Here is an 18411-nt window from a genome sequence, read left to right as displayed (position 1 = left end):
AGGAGACGACCATGAGTGCCGAGAACGCGATCACCGTCGATGTCGTATCCGACGTCGTCTGCCCCTGGTGCTTCATCGGCCAGAAGCGGCTGGACAAGGCGATCGCAATCGTCGGTGATGTCGACGTGCAGATACGCTGGCGACCGTTCCAGCTCGATCCGACCGTACCGGCTGGCGGTATGGATCGCCGCCAATACATGCTGGGCAAGTTCGGCAGTGAAGAGCGCATCCGCCAGGCCCATGCCCGCATCGAGCCGCTCGGCGAGGCCGAGGGCATCCATTTCGCCTTCGACGCCATCAAGGTGGCGCCGAACACGCTCGATGCGCATCGCGTCATCCGCTGGGCTGGCGCTGCCGGTGAGGACGTTCAGAACCGGCTGGTGCGCCGCCTCTTCCAGCTGAATTTCGAGGAAGGCGCCAATATCGGCGATCCCGCGGTGCTCACCGAAGCCGCTCGCGAGGCCGGCATGGACGCCTCGGTGGTCGAGACGCTGTTGCCGACGGATGCCGATGTCGAGGCGGTGCGCAACGAGGTCGCCACTGCATCACGCATGGGCATCACCGGCGTGCCTTGCTTCCTCTTGGAAGGCAAATACGCCGTCATGGGCGCACAGGAAGCCGAAGCGCTTGCCGATGCCATTCGCCAGGTCGCCCAGGCCAAAGCGCGCGGCGAACTCGAAACGGCAGGCTGAAGCATGATCCCGAAAAAGTGGGAACCGGTTTTCCGAAAAGATCATGCTCCAATAACTATTTTGCCGTCGCTTTGGCCTTGCTCAGGAAAAAGCCGTGACCATTGCTGCCGCTGCAGCTCAATCCCTTCGTCGACGACTGGCAGGAAAACGGCCCTTTGCTCCAGCTGTTGCCATACTGGAGCTTGGTGACGTCGCTGCAGCAGCCCTGCTCGCCGGGATTCTTGATCAATGTCGCGGGCCCGTTCGGCCCCAGGATGACCGTGACATAGCTCGGTTCGACGCGTGAGCAGGAAAGCTCCGGCCCGCCATCCCGCGGCTGGTAGGTGCTGGTGCCACCCTTCGGCATGTAGATGCAGCCGATATTGCCCGACGGTGCGTTGAACTCGATTTGACCTTCGGCGCTGGCCGGAACGGTCTGATTGGCGGCAAACGCCGGCGACAGCGAAAAGGTGGTTGCGATCAATGCGGCTGAGACTATGCGTGCAGGCATTTCATCCCCCTTGACGTTAACTCGTCACGCTTCAGCTTCGATCCTGAGATGCGCTATTGTCAAACGCGTCTGGTTATTCAAGGCAAACACGATCTGGTGAATCGCCTTGGATCGACCGCTGGGCTAGACTGAACAGGATTGGCCGGTCGAGGGGGATACACATGGCGGTCAGACTTCGCACATTGTTGCAGTTGCTGTCCTTGGCGACGGCCATCGGCATCCCGCTATCGCTACAACGTGTATCGGCCGACGAAGCTGTCATGTCGGCGACCTTCGACGGCAAGCCGTGGACGGCGTCTTTCACCTTGGCCCAGACGATGCAGATGGCCGGCAAGCCGATGCTCAACCTGTCGGGAACCGAGCAAGGCTCACCGACCATGACCTTCAATTCGATGCTCGCGCTGAAGGATCCGAACGACCTTGTCGGCAGCTATCCGCTCAAAACCGGCTCTCCGGCGAACAGCGCCAACCTCAACATTCTCGATTCCGGCGCCATGGTCGGCCATGTCCACTTTGGCAGCGGCGAGATCGTCATCGACAAATACGACGCCGCAACCAAGACCATTTCCGGCCATTTCGACGCCTCCGGAAAAGACGAATCGGGCAAGCCGGAAGCGCTCACGGACGGTAAGTTTTCAGGCATCCCGGTCGCCACGCAGTAGCGGTTCGGAGCTGATCCGGGGCCATTTCCGTTCACAAAGCCGTGTTTTTTGCTTCCCCAACGGAAGGTCGGCGTCCGTTGCGAAACCCCTGCCAACCTACTGAGGCGAAACGCGAAATCAGCTCTGGAGACACCCACTTGCGGGTGGCTTCCTGTTGCCTTGATGTCACGGCGCGTGGGCCGATTCACATCCAGGGGGTGAAAATTAATAGAAAATGATCAATTGGTGTTACTCTGTGTAACAAAACTAAAAAAGGTTTGGGCGGGATCGTGATTCGGGTCGGCAGACCGCGACGTACAGTACCGGCAGAACTACCTAGCGAGGCTGAAAAGCCCTCGCCCCTCACGCCGGTATCTACGATGCGTACCTTCTGGGGGCTGATGCGCGCCTACTGGTTCTCTGACCGGTGGAAAGAGGCCTGGACGCTCACCTTCGTCATCGCTTTGTTGACGGCGCTGTCCAGCAAGGCTGGTGTGTGGTTTGCCGTGGCATTGGGCGAGTTGGGCAATTCGATCGCCTTCCTCCACGATGCGGCCAACACCCACCCGCTGCAGACGATTCTGACCAATGCCGGCATCCTCGTGCTGCTGGTGGTGCTCAAGGATGCCGGCTTCACCGGCGTGCGCGGCCTTGTCTCTGCAACCTTGCATCGAAAATGGCGTGGCTGGCTGAACAGCCAGTTCAACCAGGCCTTGCTCGACGGCAACCATACCCATTTCCATGCCCAGCACGGCTCCGCCTCCGGCGGCATCGTCGCGCCCGACAACATCGACCAGCGCATCCAGGAATCGATCAAGGACATGACCGGCGGCGCGATCGGTCTCGCCATGGGCGTTCTGGGTGTTGCGACCTCGCTTTATTTCATCGGCGAAAATCTGATCGGATCCTCGGTCGAGGTCAAAGGCCTGGAGTTTCTCGGCAGCTACGGCAGCGCCGTGCTGGCTTTCCTGGCGGTCGCGACCTATGTGCCGCTGAACACCTGGATCGCCGTCAAGCTCGGCAGGTTGCTGGAGCGTCTCAATATCCGCATGCAGAAGGCCGAGGGAAGCTACCGCAGCGAGTTGACGACGTTCCTGCGCCGCAGCTTCCATGTCGCCGCCTCGCATGGCGAGCATGTGCAGAAATCGATGCACGACAGGCTCTATGTCGATATCGACAAAACCTGGGGTCAGCTCAATGTCGTCAACAACAGCTATACGTCCTTCGAACTGATCTACAATTTCATTGGCGCGCGTATTGTCGCCTATGGTCCCGGTCTGGTTTCGTTCATCCACAACCGCTTGGATTACAAAGGCTATATCACCGGCTCCGAAATGGTCGCCCAGCTGATCAGCCAGTGCTCGTGGTTCATCCATGTGATGCCGGCCATTGCGGCGCTCAGGGCCAACAGCCAGCGCGTAACCGAGCTCGCCAACGCGATCGAGAACGTCCAGCAGCCGCAGGAATTCTATCGGCAGACCGGCCGCTCCGACTTCGCTTATGGCAGCCAGAACCCGGTGTTCGGCCTGACCATCCAGAAGCTGGAGCTGGCGCATCAGGGCGAGGACGCAACCCCCTTCCTCAGCGCCGCCAATCTGCGCTTCCGCCGTGGCGAATGGACCTTCCTCAAGGGCGAGTCCGGTTGCGGCAAGACCTCATTGATCAAGGCGATCAACGGACTGTGGCCCTATGGCCGCGGCACCATCGTGTTCCCGGAAGGCGTGACGAGCTTCTACGCCGCGCAGGAGGTCAAGCTGCAGCAGGTTTCGCTGAAGCAACTGGTTTGCCTGCCGGGCTCGGAGAACGATCATAGCGACACTCAGGTGGCGGCGGCGCTGCACAAGGCCGGCCTTGGCGACTTCATCGAGCATCTTTCGGACGAAAGCCGCGAGGGCAAGCTCTGGGATCAGATTCTTTCGGGCGGCCAGAAGCAGAAGCTGGTGGTTGCCCGCATCATCCTGCAGCAGCCGGGCCTGCTCTTCCTCGACGAGGCGACCGGCGCCCTCGATCCCGAAGGCAAGGTGGCCTTCCACCAGGCCATCAAGGACAATTGCCCCGCTGTCACCGTGATCAGCGTCATGCACGAGGCTGTGGCCCCGCGCTCGCTTTCAGGCGAAGAATTCTACCACAGCGTGGTTTCGATCAGCGACGGTGTCGCGACCAAGAAGCCGCTCGCTCCCACCCTGCCGCGCGAACTCACGACGATCCTCGCCCAGCAACCAAGGCCGACCGAGGACAAGTGGCTGCGCTTCCGCCGAATGAAGCAGAAATAAGCTAGCCATACCAAGCATTTGGCAGCGACCAGGGGTCGGCGACCGATGCTGCCGATCACAGTCTCGCGAGCCGGCCTGCCCTCAACCGATTTCCGCGCTCTTTGCGATTGACTCGGCAAAAAGCACTCCTATGTTGCGGCCGCTCGCAGAATTCCAACCCGCGAGCAGAAAGGTCAACGCGCCATGCCTGGCGACAGTCACAGTCGAACGCAATCGCCGTCTGCCTGACGTGACCTGATGGCTCACGTCCTGCCGGACGGCAAGGAGTGAGCCATGAACGAATTCGCACCCGTATTGGACGACGAAGCCGTAGCCGTCGCCCGTGTCCTTGCCAACGACCACGTTGCCGACGTGGTCGAGGCGCTCAACCATGAATCGCGCGAGACAGCCATCGAGCTGCTTTGCGTCGTGCCGTTCGAACGGCTGGTCGAGATCTTCGACCAACCGGAGCTCGAAGACGCGCCGGAACTGGTCGATGACCTGCCGCGCGCCAAGGCGAGCAAGCTTTTGACCGCCATGTCGGTCGACCGCGCGGCCGACATCCTGCGCGAGTTGGAGGAACCGGCCCGCTCGGAACTGCTCGGCGCACTTGCAGCACCCCTGCGCGCCACGCTGCTTTCCATCCTGGGATATCCGGAAGGCAGCGCCGCCTCGATCATGACGACGGAGTTCGTCAGCGTGCCGGCGGATTGGACCGTCGGCCGCACGCTCGACTACATCCGCAAGGTCGAGCGTACCCGCGAGACGATCTATGCCATCTACATCGTCGATCCGGAGACGCAGCTTTTGCTGCGCTCAACAGGGCTGCGCCGGCTGATCACCGGCAATGCGGAGGATTCGATCCTGACGGTGGCGCCCGACCGCATGCCGGTGACGGTGACGCCGCTGACCGACCGCGAGGCCCTGGCGCAGACCATCTCCAAATACGACCTGCTCGCCTTGCCGGTCGTCGACCATGGCAAGATCCTCGGCATCGTCACCATCGACGACATCATCGACACGATGATCGAGGAGACGACCGAGGATGTGCATCGTTTCGGCGGCATGGAGGCGCTCGACGAGCCGTATATGAAGATGAGCTTCCTCGCCATGATCCGCAAGCGTGGCGGCTGGCTCTGCGCGTTGTTCATCAGTGAGATGCTGACGGCCAATGCCATGCAGAGCTACGAGGGTGAGCTGGAAAAAGCGATCGTGCTGACGCTGTTCATTCCGCTGATCATGAGCTCCGGCGGCAATTCCGGCTCGCAGGCGACCTCGCTGGTCATCCGGGCGCTGGCGCTGCGCGAGATCGGTCTTCGGGACTGGTGGCGGGTGGCGTTGCGTGAACTGCCCACCGGCCTCGTGCTCGGCGCCATGCTTGGCGTGGTCGGTATCTGCCGCATCGCGCTCTGGCAATATATGGGCTTCTACGACTATGGCCCGCATTGGCCGCTGATTGCCACGACGGTGGGCGCCGCACTGGTCGGCATCGTCACCTTCGGGTCCCTGTCGGGATCGATGCTGCCCTTCGCGCTGAAGCGCATCGGCTTCGACCCCGCCAGCGCCTCGGCGCCGTTCGTCGCCACGCTGGTCGATGTCACCGGGCTGGTGATCTACTTCTCGGTGGCGCTGGTCATCTTGCGCGGCACGCTGCTGTAGCAATCCTCCGCCGCTGGCAATGGCCGGCGGCGGCTTCCGTTCCCTCAGGCCTGCCGGCCGTAGACGGCATCGCGCAGCGCATCGGGGAAAGCGCCCGTCATGCCGGCGATGGCCGTGTTGGTCAGCGCCACCACCGTCAGGCCCAACGCCGGATCCACGAACCAGGAATGGCCGTAGACGCCACCCCAACGCCAGGTGCCGGCGGTTTGGGGCGTCGATGCGGCGAGCGGGTCGCGCAGAACGCCAAAGCCGAGCCCCCAGCCCCAGCCGGGCATGGTGGTTTCAAGGTCTGGTATGGCGTCCTTGGTCATCGCCGCTGCCGTTTCGGGGCGGATGACCGGCGCGCCGTCCGAACGCAGCGCTTCGAGCAGTTTGAGGACATCGCTGGCGGTGCCGTTCATGCCGGTACCGCCCGAGGCGAAGGACGTCGGATCGAAGACACGGCCAGGCGAATATGAGATGAAACCATCGCCGAAAGGCACGCGGTGATGTTCTCCCATCGGAACGGCCTTGCCGGGTCCATCGGCGTAGGGCGTCCCCAGCCGGGACCGGTCGCGCACGGCAAAGGCGGCGTCATGCATGCCGAGCGGCTGGACGACCAGGCGATCGACCAGTTCCGGCAGGGACGTGCCGGTAGCCATGGCCTCACCGAGCACATCCATGGCCACCGAGTAGCCCCAACCCGTTCCCGGCAAGCAGGACAGCGGCACCGAGGCGATGCGGCGGAGATTCTCGGCCATGGAAAGGCCCGGCTCGTCGAGACCGTCGGAGACATCGGCGCGATGATAGGGCCCGTCCGCCGCCTGGCGGAAACGGTAGTCAAGGCCAGCAGAGTGCGTCAGCAACTGGCGGATGGTGATGGCGGGCTCGCTGCCATCCGCCAGCTTCGGCCGGAATTCCGGAATAAACTTCGCAAGGGGATCATCGAGGCCAATCACGCCGGTTTCGACAAGGGCAAGAGCGGCGGTCGCGACGACCGGCTTGGTAACGGACGCAAGCCGGAAGATCGCGTCCGGCGTCATCGCTTTCCTCGCTTCGCGGTCGGCCAGGCCGGCGGCGCGGTCGTAGAGGATTTCGCCGCGCCGGGCAACGAGGATCACGGCGCCGACAATGCGTCCCTCCTCGACGGCCTTGTCTACGACCTGATTGACGCGTCCGCCAAACTCATGATCGAGCGGTGCGGGGCCGGGGACGGACATGAACCACTCCATTGACAAGTCGAGCAAAAGTCAGACGCGCCGACCATCTTTCACGCGATATGTCGGCTTGTACATGGTGACGAGTTCTTCCGCCGCGGTCGGGTGCACGGCCATGGTGCGGTCGAAATCGTCCTTGGTCAGCCCCGCCTTCAGCGGAATGCCGAGCAGTTGCGCCATCTCACCGGCATCCGGCCCGAGGACATGCGCGCCGATGACTTTTCTTGTGGCGCCGTCGACCACCAGTTTCATCACCATCTTCTCGTCACGGCCGGACAGCGTGTGCCGCATCGGGCGGAAGGACGCGCGATAGATCTCGATATCCGCAAAGCGCTTGACCGCCTCGTCCTCCGACAGGCCGACGGTGCCGATCTCCGGTTGCGAGAACACAGCCGTCGGGATGGTGTCGTGGTCAGGCGCGGTCGGGTTGTTCTTGAAGGCGGTTTCGATGAAGCACATCGCCTCATGGATCGCGACCGGCGTCAGTTGCACGCGGTTGGTGACGTCGCCGATCGCCCAAATGTTGTCGATGTTGGTGCGCGAATAATCGTCGACGGTAATCGCGCCGGTCTTGCCGAGTTCGACGCCGACGCCTTCCAGGCCCATATTCTCGGTGTTGGGGATGCGGCCGATGGCCAGCATGACCTGGTCTACCGTCAGCACCTTGCCGCCGGTGACCAGCGCGTCGAGCCTGCCGTCCGGCCGCTTGCGCACCGACTCAGACACGGCGTGGCAAAGAATCTTGATGCCCTTCTTCTCCATGGTCTCATGCAGCGTATGGCGCAAGTCCATGTCGAAGCGCGAGAGGATCTCCTTGCCGCGATAGACCAGCGTGGTGTCGACGCCCAGACCATGGAAGATGTTGGCGAATTCGACAGCGATGTAGCCGCCGCCCTCGATCATGATCGCCTTCGGCAGTTGCTTGAGGTCGAAAGCTTCGTTGGAGAAGATGCAATATTCGTGGCCGGGCAGCGCCGGATGCGCCGCCGGACGGCCGCCGGTGGCGATCAGGATCTGGTCGGCGCTGACGGTACGGTCCTCGGCGACCAGATAGATGCTGTGCGGATCGACAAGCACAGCGCGCGAATGAAACGTCTCGCCGCCGGCGCCCTCGACATTGCGCTTGTAGATGGCCTCGAGCCGGGCGATCTCCTTGTCCTTGTTGGCGACAAGCGTCGGCCAGTCGAAGCTCGCCTCCGGCACCGTCCAGCCATAGCCGGCGGCGTCGGCGAAATGCTCGGGAAATTGCGAAGCATAGACATAGAGCTTCTTCGGCACGCAGCCGCGGATAACGCAGGTGCCGCCGAAGCGGTACTCCTCGGCGATGGCGACGCGCTTGCCCAATGCTGCGGCCACCCTGGCTGCCCGCACCCCGCCGGAGCCGCCGCCGATGACGAAAAGATCATAGTCATAAACGGCCATACGAAGCTCCTGAGCTAAAAAGGGTCGAGGCAGAGGTAGGCTGCCGGATGGCAAAAGAAAAGCCCGGGCAAAGCCGGGCTTTCTGGTCCAGCGGCCTTGGCCGACTGAGCTCAATCAGTTCGCTGAATTGTCCGCCGGAGCCGAGCCATCGGCCGGAGCCGAATTGTCGGCGGGAGCCGAGTCGTCGGCAGGGGCTGTCGCATCCGGCGCGGGCGCAGGCGCAGGCGCGGCCGGCGCCGCGGCCTTGGCAGCGGCGGCAATCGTCTCGCCGACCTGCTGGGCGAGATCGCGAGCAACGCCGTTCTGCCAGATGTCGGCAGCCTTCACGAGGTCACGCGTCACTGTCGGGCCGCTGTCCAGCAGCTTCTTGCCGGAATCGGAACTGTAGAATGCCGCTATGTCGTTGAGCTCCTTCTCGGAGAACACTTTGGCGTAGGCGAGCGCGGCCTCCTTTTCGAGGTCGGCGCGCCGCGTGGCCAGGCCGAGCGCCTTCTCGCTGATGGTCTTGCCGATCAGCTCCTGCATGTCGGGGTTCTTCTGGATGAGCTGAGACTCAAGTGCGGCGGCGGCCTGCGGCAGGATGTTGTCGAACGAGTCCGTGGCATGGATCGCGGCGACAGCCGCGCGCGCGGCCTTCAAATGCGAGTCGCTGACATCCTGCGCGAACACCGGCGCGGACAGCGCAAGGACGGCCGAGGCCGCCAGAAGCATTGAAAGGCGACGAACTCGTTTATGCAACATCATGGTCGGTAGAACTCCCTGGTTTTCGGGCGGCATGGACGGTTTCTATACCGTCGCCGCCGGCGATGATGGCCGTTGACGCCAGCCCGATGAATAGACCGTGCTCGACAACGCCTGGAATGGCGAAGAGAGCATGCGAAAGCGCTCTTGTATCCGGAATGCGGCCAAAAGATGCATCGAGGATAAAGTGGCCGCCGTCTGTAACAAATGGCTGGCTTCCCGTCATCCTCAATGTAACCGGGCCGGAAAGGCCGAGGCTTGCAGCAGCGGCGCCAATGGCGATCTCGGTGGCGCGCAGGCCGAATTTGTTGACTTCGATCGGCAGCGGGAAGCGGCCGAGCGTTTCGACCATCTTGGATTTGTCGGCTATGACGATCATGCGCTGCGAGGTCGCGGCGACGATCTTTTCGCGCAGCAGCGCGCCGCCGCCGCCCTTGATCAGCGTCAGGTCCGGATCGACCTCGTCGGCGCCGTCTATGGTCAGATCGAGCTCGGGCGTCTCGTCCAGCGTCGACAGCGGCACGCCCAGTTCGCGGCAAAGTGCTGCTGTGCGCTCGGAGGTCGGCACGCCGACGATGGTGAGGCCGGTCGCGACTTTCTCGGCCAGCAGCCGCACGAATTCTTCGGCCGTGGTGCCGGTGCCGATGCCGAGCCGCATGCCGCTGACGACATGGGCAAGGGCCGCCCGCGCCGCCTCGACCTTCAACTGCCTTGCATCCATACCAAGCCTCGACTTTTCGCCGGTTTCGCGCGCCTCCTAGCATTTTTGCCCGCCCCGTCAAAGGTTCAGCTGTGGACCGATCGAGGCTTCTTGCTAGAAGGCGGCGCAGCCTGTATCGGCTCCAGCACTTCAATGGCGTAAGGATTGACCATGGCCCGCCCGATCATCGTGTTCGACCTTGACGGGACGCTGGTCGACACCGCGCCCGACCTGCTCGACAGTCTCAATCACAGCCTTGCGGCCAGCGACCTCGCGGCTGTCGACGAAACCGGCTTCAAGCGCTTCGTCGGCCAGGGAGGCCGCGTCATGATCGAGCGCGCGCATGCCGCGCAGAACAAGGCGTTGGTGGCGCATGAGCACGACCGGCTCTTAAAACTATTCCTCGATCACTACACGCTGAACATCCCCGGCAGGTCGCGCCCGTACCCTGGCGTGATCGCCGCGCTCGACCGCTTTCAGGCCGCCGGCTACCTGATGGCCGTCTGCACCAACAAATATGAAGCCAATTCCGTGGCGCTGATCGGTGCGCTCGGCCTGGACAAGTATTTCGCCGCGATCTGCGGCCAGGACACGTTCGCCTTCCGCAAACCCGACCCGCGCCACCTCACCGAGACGATCAAGCTGGCCGGCGGCGACCCGGACAGCGCCGTGATGGTCGGCGATTCGCAGACCGACATCGACACCGCCAAGGCCGCCGGCATTCCAGTGGTCGCGGTCGATTTCGGCTACACCGACCGCCACGTGCGCGAATTCGAGCCGACGCTGGTCATCTCGCATTTCGACACGCTGACGCCGGAACTGGCGGAAAAGCTGATCGCGGCGGCGCGCTGAGCCCCTGCCCTTCGGCTTTCCGCGTCAGGAAATTACGTCTCAGCTTCGTCCGCGCATCGCCTTGACTTCGCGCACCCGCCTCCCTTATATCGCGGCTCGCTTCGGCCTTCGGGCCCAAGGCGGGCGATTAGCTCAGCGGGAGAGCACACCCTTCACACGGGTGGGGTCGCAGGTTCAATCCCTGCATCGCCCACCATCCAACTTACTGATTGAGTTGGATGATTTAGCACAACCATATTCCTCCAAAAACTCACAGGCGCGTTCACCAAGGCTGCTCGATAGCAGGCATGCTGTCGAGCCTCGGCATCTGTGCCGATGCGCTGGCGACCCAAAAAATTTGAGATGCCGTGTCGGTTCTGCCTGCGGTCAACCGTCTTCAAGCAGACGCCTGGACTGCCGTCTTGGCAACGAAAAGGAATGATCGATGAGCAAGAAGATTCTCGTGAGCCTGCCAGTCACCGACGTGAAGGCATCGGTGGCTTTCTACGAGTCCCTCGGTTTCACGAAAAATCCGAATTTTCCCGACGAGGCAGCCGCCTGGATGGTGTGGAGCGACCACATCAACTTCATGCTGCTCAGCCACGCCAAATGGCAAAGCATGACGACGCGCCCCATCCCGCCGGCAACGTCCAGCGAAGTGATGCTGGCGCTGTCCCTGGACAGCCGCGACGCCGTCGACGCGATGGCCGCCGCGGCCGCCTCGAACGGCGGCGCAGCCGACATCAATCCAGTCGAAGATCATGAATTCATGTACGCCCGCGACCTTGCCGACCCCGATGGTCATGCCGTTGGCGCAATTGGATGGACGCCTCCGCGATGCTTTCGGGCGACAAGGCGGACTGACGGCTCAGATCAGCCCTCGTCTCACATTCATCCGCGTCACCGCCGTCACCAGAACGGCGCCGGTCATGAAGTACAGCGTGGCTAGGATGTGGCCTTGGTGGAAATGCAGCCCGGCAAACAGCAGGGCGGTGACCACGGCGAGAAAGGCAATGACGCGCGAAAATTGATCGGGCATGGGGCGACCTTGTGGACATAGCATACGTTGAGCGGCCGCCCTCATTCAGCCGATCGTTCCTTAAGGCGATTTTCGATCTTTCGCAATCGGTCAGCCGCTGACACTCGACAGATCGCGACACAGTTTTGCGGCTAAGCCAGATCCAACTCTACCCACAATCCTCCGGGGACACGAGCCTGATCGCGCGGTTTGCTGCGTACCGCCAGAATCGAGCCGGAGGGCCATTCGAAACCGGGTTTGACCTCGCTGCCCTTCAACCACTCGTCATCGGCGCGAATAACACGGCCTTTCGTCTTCGCCGCAAGCGCGGTCAGGATGCCCTCATAGGGCATCTTGGTCCAGTGGACGTTTTTGGCATCGTCCCGGTTGGTCGGAATGAATGCCGAAAGATATGGGCTCGTCATCAGATCGAGGCCTTGTTTCTGGGGCGTGGCATTCTGGCTGCAATGATGGGCGACCTTCAGATACACGGTGCGCGCCAAAAGGTCATTGGTCGTTACTGTCTTCTGGCCGACTGTCCATTCGAGATCACTCCAGCTCAACCAGTTGCCGATCTGGGCATCGCCTGGAAACAAGAACACCCTGTCGTTGAATTCGAAGGCAAGGACGAGACTGGTGTTGTTGACACCCCGATCAATCTGCAGGGCAAGGTCTGCCGCTATGCCCATCCAGTCGGCGTCGATGCGGCGCCAGGATTGATCCGGATTTTCTTGCGGCGCGGCGTGCTCGATCGGCTCCGAATAGTGCTCGCGGACATAGTCGATGACCTTACTATCATCCGCGTCTCCGCTCAGCACCGCGGAAAGCGAACTTCCGACGTTGTGCTCGAAAGGACTGAGTTCGTCGATAAGGCTGGCGTCGTTTTCCCCATTCATCTTGAGGCCGCAGGTCAGCGCTTGCGCTAACGGACCGCCGCGGGCCAACGGGAACATTGCGCCGGCCTGGTCTTCCAGCCGCAATGCCGCTTTGTCGCGCGGCGGACCGAGCACATAGATGTTAAGGCCCGGCAGTTGTGGGATCGTTGTCGGTGGCCCGCCGGGCTCGAAGTAGCGCGGCGCCTTTTTGCAGAGCTTTGCCGCCGCGTCGCGGGCCAAGCGCACTCGCTGGCCGGTGGCGCCGAATTGGAATCCGAGCACTGCCTGCAATCCGTCGCGCACCCGTCCCATATAAGGGTTGAGGTCTTGCATTCCTTCAAGCCGTTGGCCGGCGCCTTGCAGCGCCGCCAGCGCCTGGCCCTTGAACTTGTCCAATTCCACGGCCTCTGCATCGGCGGGATTTTCCGTCCACGCCATCCAGACCTCACCCACCGTGAAAGTACTGAACACGTCGTTCGCCGTCAGGAACCCAGAGACATGGTCCCAATGTTCATGCGTGACGACCAGAATGTCGATATGTCCTCCCTCCGTGTTGTCCTTGAGGTCGGTGACAATGTCACCGACGAGCGCTTGGCCATCCTTGATCGAGACATGAATGCCGCAGTCGATAAGGATTCGGAAAGGCTTGCCCTCCGGAGTTTTGAAGGTCAGCAGGTGGCAGTCGCCTATACCCTGGCAGTAATGGCGCACCGTCAGAACCGGTTCCTGCTCCGTTGCAGGAGCGGACGTTGCCTTGGGCTTGGAGCGGGTCGTCGGTTTTCTAGACATGGTCATCGTCTCCGTCGCTGGCGTGCAGCATCGCGAAGGGTTCAGACACCTCGCCACCGAAATAGAGCGCCCTGAGCGGCGACAGGTAATTCGCCGTCACGGTCACGGTCTGGCGGTTCTGCCTATCTGCGCTTCCCGTGTTCTTGATTACCGCGTAGCGGATTTCCTCATGCCCTTTACGCGGATCGATGATGATCGTCGCGCCGCCGCGGAACCAGAACAAGAAGTCGCTATCCTTCTCCACGCCCTTGAGCATCGGCTTGCCGTCGACATTGACCGGAAACCGTTGTTGCAGCACGACGATCAGTTCGATCCGGAAAGAACCGTCAGGCGCGACACGTCGGGTCGGACGAACGCTATAGACGTCGAATGTCGTCTCACCCGTCTTGGCCTCGTGCATGAGCGTGCCGTCCTCGTTGAAACGAGGCAGGTCCGGAAGCAGGCCAAATTGCTTGAAGCGATCCGTGTCCGCCTTGAAGGCGTCATTCATCGCAGCGTGTAGTTTGTGGCAGTTTTCCTGGCTCAGCCCGAATATCTTCGATCGCTTCTGTTCCTGGTCCCAACTGAGGTCGATCCCGTGCAGGCATTTCTTCAGCCAGTCGGGCGAAGAGTTGCCATCGGTCGGGCCGCCCCACGCCAGCGTCTCCTCCGAGATGGTGCGCACATCGCGCGGCAGCAGCTTCAACGTGCGGAACGCTTCAATGAATGCCAGTCGATAATGCAGCGCATCCTCGGGATAAGCGTCGCGATCGGCGGTGATCAGAGCGCGTAGGTACTCGCCGAAGGTGATGTCCACGGCCGGGCAATAGTCGAGCGCGCGGATGCACATGGTGAGCATCTGTTTGGCGATCTTTGTCGTTTCATCAGTGAGGCGGTCAACGAGGCCGGGGTGCAGCACGCCCGCGGGTAGAACGCCGGTTCCGCCGGTGGCCAATTGAATGAGATCCTCGGTGCGTCGAGTGACGATGGCCTCGAATGCCTTGTAGACGGCAAACACCAGGATCGAGCCACGGTCATGCGCTTCAAAGGTCTTATCGTAGTCGAGATCGCCGGGCAGGTTCGCACCGCTATACTCGCGCAATGGCCCCGCCATGCCGCTGCCCTCGCCGAACTGCTTGGCGATGCCCGATAGCAGCGACGCCGCCGAAAGGGTTCCCTTGGCCTTGGCGATGGTGAAGCTGACCAATTCCTTGAGGGTGAAATGCTGGAAAAGCGCGACAATGTCGGCAAAAGCCTCATGAAAGGCCGGCACGTCGGGGTTGGACGCCTCCTGGAAATGGCGATGCAGCCCGTCGAGCAACGCATGCGACATCTCATGCGCGACGATGTCGTTGGACAGGCAGGAAAAGACCGTCGTGCCAGGCGTGGTGACGTCTCCCACCCCGCCCGTTGCCGGGAAGTAGCCGAACAGCAGCGCCTTCTTTTCCGGGCTGTAATAGGCATTTTCAGCACGCAAAGCGTGCGGATAGATGCGCAGGCGCGGCACATAATGAACCGCCGTCCTCTTATGTCCATGGCTGTCGAGATCATCGGTATAATAGGGTGCCCAAAGGGCGCGCCGGCCAAGCGCCCGCTCAAAATGGCCGATCGTCGTCATGGCTACGGCATAGACCATCTGTTGATGGAATTTCGGATTGCCTTCGGAGGGCGCCAGACCATCCTGGGCCAGCAATTGCTTGTCGTTGAGGTTGACTGGATCGTAGACGCGGTTCGACGCCGGATCGATATCGATCACTTCGAGATATTCGCCGATCGGCCCCGGCCGCAACGCTGCCTCGGTCGACGGATGGTCGTCCCAAGGTACCGAAAGCGTCGCCTGGTAGACGGAAACCGAATCCAGCCGCTTGGCGACCGATGGATCCAGCGCAAAGATCCGCAATCGCCTCTGCGGCGGAGGCGGCTGCCTTGGTTTGCGTTTGACGACCGGCTTGGGGTCTGCGACCGGACTGGGCGTTGTGACCGACGCGGTGGTGCTGGGCCGCCCGAGCCAATCTTCCAGAAATGCCTTGAGAGGCTTTGACGGATTGCCCTGATCGAGCGCAGCTTCCAGATAGCGATTGCGTGCCGCTGTCGAGACCTTGTCCGGATCATCATCCGGATCCGCGATCATCTGTTCCATGGCGAGCGTGCCCTGCGCCATCTGCGTCAACTCAAGCGCAAACATTTTGCGTTGCCTAAGCGTTGCTGGCAGTGGCGGCGCAAGGGAGTTTCCCCCCGTCAAAAGGTCCAGCCAGCTCCATGTGTAAGTGGCGGGCGCAAGCTTGGTGAGACCCGCCGCCGGCGGTGGCGCGAAGCTCAGCGCGTCGAGTGCCCGCAACACGCCCTGCCCGATCTTCTCCTTCGTCTCCGCCGCATTCATTTTTGCCGTCGATTTGAGCGCCTTGGCAAACAGCGCCTTGCGCACCGCCTCGATGCGCATCCACGGCTGGGGATAGGCCTTCACGACATCCCAGTGCTCGGCCAGCCACAGTGCCGCCGCGGCAGCGATCTGCGGGGTCGCCGCCGAGGTGCCGCTGCCGTCCATGTCGACCACCTTGGCGCACTCGATCTCGGCCCAGGGCACATTTGGCGTATAGGCGCCGAGCGCGGTCGCCATCTTCGAGGCCGGCCCGTAATTGCCTTGCATCGTGTTGAGGGCCAGTCCCGAGTAGGCGCGGCCGTCGCCCATCACGCCGCAGGCCGCCAGCACCCGGTTGTAGCGCGCCGGATAGACGATGCTGCGCGGCGTCAACGTAAAATTGTTGCCGGCCGCGGTGACCATGACCAGGCCGTGGTCGTAAGCAAGGTTGACGGCGTCGACGAGGGCTTGCGAGGCAAGGCCGCCCATGCTCATCGACAGCACCTGCGCGCCCTGCTGGCGCGCATAGTCGATGCCTTGCACCATGGTGCTGGTGGTCAGCCGCACCACCCAGTCGGCGATGCGCACCGGCAGGATTTTCGCCAGCGGCGCGCCGCCGACGTATTCGGTAAAGCCTGGCCAATGCGGCGAGGTGCCATCGAGCTTGTTGCCGGCAAGCAGGCTGAGCGTGCCGGTTCCATGGCCGCGATTGCTGGTCAGCGTGCCGGCCGGCGCGTGGTCGGTCGCGTTGTTCGGACCACTGCCGTCATCGACAAAATTGCGTTGCTGTCCGGCCAGGAACGCCGCTGGCAAGGTGTGGTGTTCGGGGTCGAAGCCGGTATCGAGATGGGCAATGGTGATGTTGGCCTGCTTGGCGCCCACCTGATTGCGGGCCGCCAGGAACTGGCTGAAGTCGGCATCGGCATTCCAGGCGACGCGCCCAGCGATCACCGCCTTGCCGCCTTGCGGGTCCTGATCGTCAAACGCGCAGACGGGACTGGCGCTCGCCGCCATGCCGCGATCGCCGCCACTATTCTTGTACGGCCATGGCTGAAGAATGTCGGGTTCGACGGCAAGCACCTCGCCACCGGCGGCCGCCAGTGCCGGATTCTGCGCGACCAACTCATGGGCATGGTCCCAGGGATTGTCGGTATCGGCAGCCGCGGCGGCCAGGCGCAGCCAGGTGGCGCCGCGATCGGCGGCCGCCGCCGGACCGGCGCCGGCCGGGCCGGGCGGCAGCGAGAGGATCGGTTCGGCATCCATGCCGCCGAAGCGGCCGCCCTGCGCCGCGAGCCCCACGCCGTCGCCACGGACCTTGACAAGGAGTCCTTTCGTAACCGCCATGGCAATCCCTCCCCGCAGAGACCATGGTGTCGACCGCCAGCTCCAGTCAAGCCGACGTCCAATCGATACTTCAGATGATCTCTTTGCCAGCTAGCAAACCATGCCGATTTTCTTCCGACACGAAGATTGCCCGGCGACATAAACCATCGATCTCTAAAATAACAATCGCTCCGCTTGTCCCGGACATCTGTGAGTGCCTTCACATACGCCAGGCGGGTTCCGCGCTCAGATGTCGGTACCGGCGGCAACGAGGTCCCGAGCTGATTGCAGTTCGACGACCGCTTCCGGACTGAAATAGAAGCGGTTGTTTGGAAGGAATTTCGATCACCTAGCCATTTTCAGATTTGCTGTCTGCGCGCATGGGCACCTCCCTCCCAAGCGCGCGGACGGCGTTTCTAGGATCGGCCCGCAACCGCCAATGCGCCCGGTCTCCTTACAATTTGCCGGCTAAGCCGATTTCACTGCGACGGGCATGGCACCGATATCTCCGCCATATGCCGGGTCGCTTTGGGTCAGCCACCACAAAAGGAGACAACGCTTTGATCGAACATGCACTTGTCCTACAATTTCCGCTCAACGAGAGGCGGAATCGTATCATGTCTTCAATTGGCGCGGACGACGCGAACCTGCCGCGCCTGGCGCGGATCGACCCGCGCCAGTTCGACCTTCTGTTCGGCGGCTGCAAGCTGGAGCGCTACGCCGCCGGGCAGCATCTGTTCGTCCAGGAAGATACGTCCGACCGTATCTATGGCGTGATGAACGGCACCGTCGAGATCTCCATCTACTCGCCCGGCGGGCAGAAGCTGGTGGCCAATATCGAGCTGTCGCGCAGCCTCATCGGCGAGATCGGGGCGCTGGACGGGCGTCCTCGAACGGCAACCGCGATCTGCCTGACGGCTTGCGAGCTGGTCTCGCTCAGCCGGACCCAACTCTTTGACCGCATTGAGAAAAACCCCTTGCTTGCGCGCGCGATGATCGAATTGCTGTGCGCCAGGCTGCGTTGGGTCAGCGGCGAACTGGGCGACCAGGCCTTTTTCGGTATCGAGGCCCGGCTGGCCAAACGGCTGGTGTTCCTCAGCGGCGTCATGGCCGATTCGGCCGGCTGGATTCCGATCTCGCAATCGGAGCTTGGCGAATTCCTCGGCGCGACGCGCGAGTCCGTCAACAAGACGCTCAACGAATGGCGCAGCCGGCAGATGATCGCCATCAAGCGCGGCGGGCTGCGCATCACCAATGCCGCCTCGTTGAACCAGATCGCCGAATCACAGGACGACGACTGAGCATTTCGCCGGCAGGCCGGGCCACTTCGCCACAGCCTGCACGTGGAATGTATTTTGAGTGCTCTGTCTAGGGCCTGTTGAGAATCAGGATTCCCCTGAGAGCTTTTGAATGATTCAAGCCTCGTTTTGGAGGCATTGATGAT

Annotated in this window: 14 protein-coding genes and 1 tRNA gene; 8 read left to right on the top strand and 7 right to left on the bottom strand. The window is 62.3% G+C overall.

The window, feature by feature from the left end:
• The first annotated feature begins 11 nt into the window (after positions 1 to 11).
• Positions 12 to 692 (top strand): DsbA family oxidoreductase, encoded by a 681-nt coding sequence (locus tag AB6802_RS20410; RefSeq protein ID WP_371011988.1) that lies wholly within the window; start codon positions 12 to 14, stop codon positions 690 to 692.
• A 55-nt stretch (positions 693 to 747) separates the two neighbouring features.
• Here AB6802_RS20410 and AB6802_RS20405 read toward each other — a convergent pair whose 3' ends face one another.
• A complete protein-coding gene (locus tag AB6802_RS20405) occupies positions 748 to 1182 on the bottom strand; it encodes a hypothetical protein (protein WP_371011987.1) in 435 nt (144 codons plus the stop codon).
• Between the two features lie 161 nt (positions 1183 to 1343).
• Between AB6802_RS20405 and AB6802_RS20400 the strand changes: the two genes are divergently transcribed.
• The 3 genes from AB6802_RS20400 (at position 1344) to mgtE (ending at position 5734) form a co-directional block, all read left to right on the top strand.
• On the top strand, positions 1344 to 1844 hold the full coding sequence (locus AB6802_RS20400) for a DUF6252 family protein (protein WP_371011986.1): 501 nt from the start codon (positions 1344 to 1346) through the stop codon (positions 1842 to 1844).
• 359 nt (positions 1845 to 2203) lie between these two features.
• Positions 2204 to 4096 (top strand): ABC transporter ATP-binding protein/permease, encoded by a 1893-nt coding sequence (locus AB6802_RS20395; RefSeq protein WP_371011985.1) that lies wholly within the window; start codon positions 2204 to 2206, stop codon positions 4094 to 4096.
• Positions 4097 to 4369: 273 nt separating this feature from the next.
• Positions 4370 to 5734 carry a magnesium transporter gene (gene mgtE / locus AB6802_RS20390; RefSeq protein ID WP_371011984.1) on the top strand — a complete coding sequence of 455 codons (1365 nt, stop codon included), beginning with the start codon at positions 4370 to 4372 and terminating at the stop codon, positions 5732 to 5734.
• A 44-nt stretch (positions 5735 to 5778) separates the two neighbouring features.
• On the opposite strand, the gene AB6802_RS20385 is transcribed toward mgtE, so the two are convergent.
• From AB6802_RS20385 to rpiA, 4 genes are all read right to left on the bottom strand, one after another.
• Entirely contained in the window at positions 5779 to 6933 is a 1155-nt protein-coding gene (locus AB6802_RS20385; RefSeq protein WP_371011983.1) for a serine hydrolase domain-containing protein, read from the bottom strand.
• A gap of 30 nt (positions 6934 to 6963) precedes the next feature.
• Entirely contained in the window at positions 6964 to 8352 is a 1389-nt protein-coding gene (gene gor, locus AB6802_RS20380) for a glutathione-disulfide reductase (RefSeq protein WP_371011982.1), read from the bottom strand.
• Between the two features lie 114 nt (positions 8353 to 8466).
• Positions 8467 to 9129 carry a DUF2059 domain-containing protein gene (locus AB6802_RS20375; RefSeq protein WP_371011981.1) on the bottom strand — a complete coding sequence of 221 codons (663 nt, stop codon included), beginning with the start codon at positions 9127 to 9129 and terminating at the stop codon, positions 8467 to 8469.
• Positions 9083 to 9814 (bottom strand): ribose-5-phosphate isomerase RpiA, encoded by a 732-nt coding sequence (rpiA, locus tag AB6802_RS20370; protein WP_371011980.1) that lies wholly within the window; start codon positions 9812 to 9814, stop codon positions 9083 to 9085. The genes AB6802_RS20375 and rpiA overlap by 47 nt, the downstream gene beginning before the upstream one ends.
• 150 nt (positions 9815 to 9964) lie before the next feature.
• Between rpiA and AB6802_RS20365 the strand changes: the two genes are divergently transcribed.
• From AB6802_RS20365 to AB6802_RS20355, 3 genes are all read left to right on the top strand, one after another.
• Positions 9965 to 10645, top strand: a complete 681-nt coding sequence (locus AB6802_RS20365; RefSeq protein ID WP_371011979.1) for a phosphoglycolate phosphatase — start codon at positions 9965 to 9967, stop codon at positions 10643 to 10645.
• A 121-nt stretch (positions 10646 to 10766) separates the two neighbouring features.
• Positions 10767 to 10841 (top strand) — tRNA-Val (locus AB6802_RS20360).
• 228 nt (positions 10842 to 11069) lie between these two features.
• Entirely contained in the window at positions 11070 to 11573 is a 504-nt protein-coding gene (locus AB6802_RS20355; RefSeq protein WP_371011978.1) for a VOC family protein, read from the top strand.
• A 221-nt stretch (positions 11574 to 11794) separates the two neighbouring features.
• Here the strand turns inward: AB6802_RS20355 and AB6802_RS20350 are convergent, their stop codons facing one another.
• Together AB6802_RS20350 and AB6802_RS20345 are read right to left on the bottom strand one after the other, a co-directional pair.
• Positions 11795 to 13306, bottom strand: coding sequence for a hypothetical protein (locus tag AB6802_RS20350; RefSeq protein ID WP_371011977.1), 1512 nt, complete (start codon positions 13304 to 13306; stop codon positions 11795 to 11797).
• A complete protein-coding gene (locus AB6802_RS20345) occupies positions 13299 to 16988 on the bottom strand; it encodes a S8 family serine peptidase (protein WP_371011976.1) in 3690 nt (1229 codons plus the stop codon). Before AB6802_RS20345 ends, AB6802_RS20350 begins: the two co-directional genes overlap by 8 nt.
• 596 nt (positions 16989 to 17584) lie before the next feature.
• Here AB6802_RS20345 and AB6802_RS20340 point away from each other — a divergent pair.
• The gene (locus AB6802_RS20340; RefSeq protein WP_371011975.1) at positions 17585 to 18268 is read left to right on the top strand and encodes a Crp/Fnr family transcriptional regulator; all 684 of its coding nucleotides are present in this window, start codon (positions 17585 to 17587) and stop codon (positions 18266 to 18268) included.
• The last annotated feature ends 143 nt before the right edge of the window (positions 18269 to 18411 follow it).

The sequence above is a fragment of the Mesorhizobium sp. RCC_202 genome, from assembly GCF_041355295.1.
Taxonomy (GTDB): Bacteria; Pseudomonadota; Alphaproteobacteria; order Rhizobiales; family Rhizobiaceae; genus Mesorhizobium.
The sequence above is the reverse complement of the archived record's forward strand: the minus strand, read 5'-3'. Positions and strand labels throughout refer to the sequence as shown.